The following is a 5,026-nucleotide window of genomic DNA, read 5'->3' as shown; positions in this document are numbered from 1 at the left end:
CGGAGTGCCTCGTCTGGAGCGACATCCCCAATAATCGCATGCTGCGCTACGTGCCCGGGCTGGGGGTGACCACCTTCCGCGCGCCCTCCGACTACGTCAACGGCAATACCCGCGACCGCCAGGGCCGGCTGATCTCGTGCTCGCATGGCGCCCGCGCCGTACTACGCACCGAATGGGACGGCACCATCACCACGCTGGTCGACCGCCATGCCGGCAGGCGGCTCAATTCGCCCAATGACGTGGTGGTCAAGTCCGATGGCAGCATCTGGTTCACCGACCCGCCCTATGGCATCCTGTCCGACTATGAGGGGCACAAGGCCCCCCAGGAACAGGCGGGCTGCTACGTTTATCGGTTCGATCCCGCCGATGGCACGCTGCGCGTGGTGGCGGACGATTTCGCCAAGCCCAACGGGCTGGCCTTCTCGCCCGACGAATCCGTACTCTACATTTCCGACACCGGGCGCAGCCACGACCCCGACTGGCCGGCCCAGATCCGCAAATTCGCCGTCGACGGCGACCGGCTGACCCGGCCGGAGGTGTTCGTCGATGTGGATAGCGGGTTGTCGGACGGCTTCCGGCTCGACACGGATGGCAATGTGTGGACCAGCTCCGGGCCGGGGGTGAATGTCTACAATCCCGCCGGGGCGCTTCTGGGCCGCATCCGCACCGGCGTGCCCACCGCCAACCTCACCTTTGGCGGGCCGAAAAAGAACCGGCTCCTCATCACCGCCAGCCAGTATCTGATGGCCATCTATGTCAATGCGCGCGGCATCCAATCCCCCTGACCCGGCGCGTTTCATCCGAAAGCATTTGCGGCTGCAAGAGGCGCCGGGGCTGAAAGGGGTAAAACTCTATTGTGCCCATAAGGGCAGCCGGCTGTCGCTGCTCGATGGGGATGCCCCGCCCTATTGGGCCTATAGCTGGGCCGGCGGGCTGGCGCTGGCCCGGCATTTCATCGCCCACCGGAACATGGTGCGCGGCAAGCGCCTGCTCGATCTGGGCGCGGGCTCGGGGCTGGTGGGAATTGTCGCGGCAAAGCTGGGGGCCAGGGTGAGCGCCAGCGAGGTCGATCCCTATGGGCGGGCGGCGATCGGGCTCAATGCGCAGGCCAATGGGGTCGAGATCGCGCTGCTCGACCACCGCGCCGCGCCGCCAAAGGGGATCGATGTGATCGCGGCGGGGGATGTGTTCTACGACGAGACGGTGGCGGCAAGCATGCTGCCCTTGCTGCAAGGCTGCGCGGCGGCCGGCATCGCGGTGCTGGTGGGCGACCCCGGACGGCGCGACCTGCCGCTCGACGCGCTGGAGCCCCACGCCCGCTACGAGGTCGGCGATATGGGCTCCTGCGGCGCGGGTGAGGCGTGGGTTTATCGGCTGCCTTAGATCATTTCACTGTTTAGTAGAAACAGTGAAATGATCTAAGCCTTTGTTTTATCGCGTTTCCGAACCGGAAAACCGGTATCCACTTTTCCGGGAAACGCTCTAAGAGGGACCGAGGACGGGCCCTACATCACCGCCCCGACCTGCCAGGGCACGAATTCATTGTCGCCATAGCCCAGCGCCTCGGATTTGGTCTGCTCGCCCGAGGCGACGCGCAGGATATGATCGAAGATTTCGCGGCCCTTCTCTTCGATGGAGACACCCTCGACGATATCGCCGCAATTGATGTCCATGTCCTCGCCCATGCGGGCATAGACATCGGAATTGGTCGCCAGCTTGATCGAAGGCACCGGCTTGCAGCCATAGGCCGAACCGCGCCCGGTGGTGAAGCACAAGACATTGGCCCCGCCCGCAACCTGGCCGGTGGCCGAAACGGGATCGAAGCCGGGCGTGTCCATGAACACGAACCCCTTTTCGGTGACCGGCTCGGCATATTCGTAAACCGCCGTCAGCGGCGTCGTGCCGCCCTTGGCCGCCGCGCCCAGGGATTTTTCCAGAATGGTGGTGAGCCCGCCCAGCTTGTTGCCGGGGGAGGGATTATTGTTCATCTCGCCATGGTTGCGGCGCGTGTAATCCTCCCACCAGTGAATGCGGGAAATCAGCTTCTCGCCCACCTCGCGGCTGACGGCGCGGCGGGTGAGCAGATGCTCGGCGCCATAGATCTCGGGGGTTTCGCTGAGGATGGCGGTGCCGCCATTGCGCACCAATATATCGGCGGCATGGCCCAGAGCGGGATTGGCGGTGATGCCCGAATAGCCGTCCGAGCCACCGCATTGCAGCGCGAGGCTCAGATGGGAGGCGTCGACGGTCTCGCGGCGGGCGGCGGCGACCATGGGCAGCATTTCCCTAACCTTCTCGACGCCCCATTCGATCATCCGGCGCGTGCCGCCGCGCTCCTGGATGGTCATGGTCTGGAAGCTCTCGCCCTCCTCGATGCCGTAAATCTCCTTCATGCGGCCGATCTGGAACACTTCGCACCCCAGCCCCACCAGCAGCGCCGCGCCCAGATTGGGGTTGGACGTGTAGCCCCATTGCGTGCGCCGCAGGATGTCGAACCCCTCGCCCCGGCTCTCCATGCCGCAGCCGGTGCCATGCACGAAGGGCACCACGCCATCGACCTGCGGGTAATCGTCCAGGATGCCGGAGCGGTTGACCGCCTCGGCGATGAACTTGGCCACCGTGGCCGAGCAGTTCACCGAGGTGAGGATGCCGATATAATTGCGCGTGCCCACCTTGCCATTGGCGCGCCGATAGCCCTGGAAGCTGGCGCGCTGGCTTGCCGGCACCATTTCGGGCGCCACCGCGCCCTCGGCAAAGGCATAATCATGGGTCAGCGTGCCATCGGGCCCGCCCATGCCGCAATTGTGCTCATGCACCCAGTCGCCGGCGGGAATATCCTCTTTGGCAAAGCCGATGATCTGGCCGAATTTACGGATCGCCGCCCCCGCCGCAATCGGCTCCAGGGCGAATTTATGCCCGCGCGGCACGCGGCGGCGAATGGAGACGCCCTGCGGCGTCGGCGCGCCGACATCGAGATTGGCCAGGGCCACCGCGATATTGTCGGCCCCGTTGAGCACCAGCGTGGGCGGGCGGGAGGAAAGGGCGGAATCGGACATGAACGGACTTGCTTTCAGGGATCGGATCGTGATGCCGCTTTACCTCACCCGCTTTTGCCGCCAGATTGCCCCGGCAAGGGCGGCTGCGGTTGTCAAGCAGAACGGCACTAACTAACATGTTAGCATGAACAACCATACAAGTCCCTACTCATTTCTGAGCCGGCCGGCGAATCTGACGCGCGGCAACGTGACGGCAGAGGTGACCAATGTGCTGCGCGAGGCCATCGTCTCCCTGGCGCTGGCGCCGGGCAGCCCCATCGACAAGTCGCTGATCTGCGCCGAACTGGGCGTGTCGCGCTTTCCGGTGAGCGAGGCGCTGGCGCGGCTTCAGGCCGAGGGGCTGGTGGACATCGCCCCCCAGCGTGGCTCCAGCGTCTCGCTGGTGCGCCTGGCCGATGTGCGCGAATACATGCTCATCCGCAAGGGGCTGGAATCGGAAGCGCTGCGCGTTCTGATCGGCGCCCATGACGAAAAGCTGGTGGCGGCGCTGCACGACAACATGGCCGCCCAGCGCGCCCGTGCCGAGCGCGACGACGCCGAGGGGTTCCACCACATCGATGTCGGCTTCCACGACATCATCTACAGCTCCATGGGCTTTTCGCGCATCCGCGCCATCATCGATTCGGCGCGGGCCAATCTCGACCGGGCGCGGCGGCTCATCATCACCCCGCGCCGGCTGGCCCTGACCATCGCCGAGCACCAGGCCATATTCGACGCCATTCTCGCCCGCGACCCGGCGGCGGCCAACCGCGCCATCCGTGCCCATATCGACGCGGTGATGGTGGAACTGTTCGCCTTCGCCCGCGAGCATCCCGGCCTGTTCGCCGATGGCGCCACGCTGGGCGCCGACAGCGACAGCTTTCCCTTTGGCTGAGGAGCCATAATCATGCTGAAAAACATCCCTCCCCTGCTCGGGCCGCAATTGCTGGCGGTGCTGCGCGCCATGGGCCATGGCGACGAGATCGCCATTGTCGACGCCAATTTTCCGGGCAGCACTCTGGGTCCCGAACTGATCCGGCTCGACGGGGTGAGCGCCACCGAGGCGCTTGACGCCATCCTCACGCTGATGCCGCTCGACGATTTCGTCGACGAAGCCGCCTTCGGCATGGAAGTGGTGGGCGATCCGGCACGGCGCGAGCCGGTGATGGAAGCTTTCGAGACCATCATCAGGAAGCACGAGCCCGGCATGGGCTTTGCGACCCTGGAGCGCTTCGCCTTTTACGACCGGGCGCAGGAGGCTGCCGCCATCGTCCAGACCGGGGAAAACCGGCTCTACGGCAACATCTTGCTCAAGAAGGGCATCATCCGCCCAAAGGATTGACCCGGGCCGAACGGAAACCGGCCCACCAGCCCTCGACAGGCTAACATGTTAGAGGCTAGGACTGGGCCGAACCCAAGAGGAACCCCAAACCCATGAAACTTCTCCGCATCGGCGCCAAGGGCGCAGAAAAGCCCGCCATCCTGGCCGAGGACGGCACAATTCGCGACCTGTCCGGCGTGGTATCGGACATTGCCGGGGCCGTGCTGACGCCCGAGGGGCTGGCCAGGATCGCCGCTGCCGACCTTTCCGCCCTGCCCCGGCTGGAAGCCGGCCAGCGCATCGGCCCCTGCGTGGGCAATGTCGGCAAGTTCATCTGCATCGGCCTCAACTATGCCGACCATGCCGCCGAAACCGGCGCCAAGATTCCCGCCGAGCCGATCATCTTCACCAAGGCCACCAGCGCCATCATCGGCCCCGACGACGACGTCATCATCCCCAAGAATTCCACCAAACCCGACTGGGAAGTGGAGCTGGGCGTGGTGATCGGCAAGGAGGCCCGCTATGTGGAAGAAGCCGACGCCATGGAGCATGTGGCCGGCTATTGCGTGGTCAACGACGTCTCCGAGCGCAATTTCCAGACCGAGCGCGGCGGCACCTGGGACAAGGGCAAGGGCTGCGACACCTTCGGCCCCATCGGCCCCTGGCTGGT

6 protein-coding genes are annotated in these 5,026 nt (G+C 65.3%); 5 read left to right on the top strand and 1 reads right to left on the bottom strand.

Annotated elements, in window-relative coordinates:
* Together VDP82_RS13755 and VDP82_RS13750 are read left to right on the top strand one after the other, a co-directional pair.
* Positions 1–785, top strand: a 785-nt coding sequence (locus VDP82_RS13755; RefSeq protein ID WP_323015417.1) for an SMP-30/gluconolactonase/LRE family protein, incomplete at its 5' end; no start/stop codon positions are given.
* A complete protein-coding gene (locus tag VDP82_RS13750) occupies positions 760–1,383 on the top strand; it encodes a class I SAM-dependent methyltransferase (RefSeq protein WP_323015416.1) in 624 nt (207 codons plus the stop codon). The genes VDP82_RS13755 and VDP82_RS13750, both read left to right, overlap by 26 nt.
* A 122-nt stretch (positions 1,384–1,505) precedes the next feature.
* Here the strand turns inward: VDP82_RS13750 and VDP82_RS13745 are convergent, their stop codons facing one another.
* On the bottom strand, positions 1,506–3,056 hold the full coding sequence (locus VDP82_RS13745) for an altronate dehydratase family protein (RefSeq protein WP_323015415.1): 1,551 nt from the start codon (positions 3,054–3,056) through the stop codon (positions 1,506–1,508).
* A gap of 124 nt (positions 3,057–3,180) precedes the next feature.
* On the opposite strand from VDP82_RS13745, the gene VDP82_RS13740 reads away from it, so the two are divergent.
* From VDP82_RS13740 to VDP82_RS13730, 3 genes are all read left to right on the top strand, one after another.
* Entirely contained in the window at positions 3,181–3,930 is a 750-nt protein-coding gene (locus VDP82_RS13740) for a GntR family transcriptional regulator (protein WP_323015414.1), read from the top strand.
* A 12-nt stretch (positions 3,931–3,942) separates the two neighbouring features.
* Complete coding sequence (locus VDP82_RS13735) at positions 3,943–4,377, top strand: RbsD/FucU family protein (protein ID WP_323015413.1); 435 nt, start codon at positions 3,943–3,945, stop codon at positions 4,375–4,377.
* A gap of 92 nt (positions 4,378–4,469) precedes the next feature.
* On the top strand, positions 4,470–5,026 hold a 557-nt coding region (locus VDP82_RS13730; RefSeq protein WP_323015412.1), incomplete at its 3' end, for a fumarylacetoacetate hydrolase family protein.

Origin of the sequence: Devosia sp., from assembly GCF_034675085.1 — a bacterium.
Classification (GTDB): Bacteria; Pseudomonadota; Alphaproteobacteria; order Rhizobiales; family Devosiaceae; genus Devosia.
Note: the sequence above shows the minus strand (reverse complement) of the source record. Positions and strands in the feature narration are given on the sequence as shown.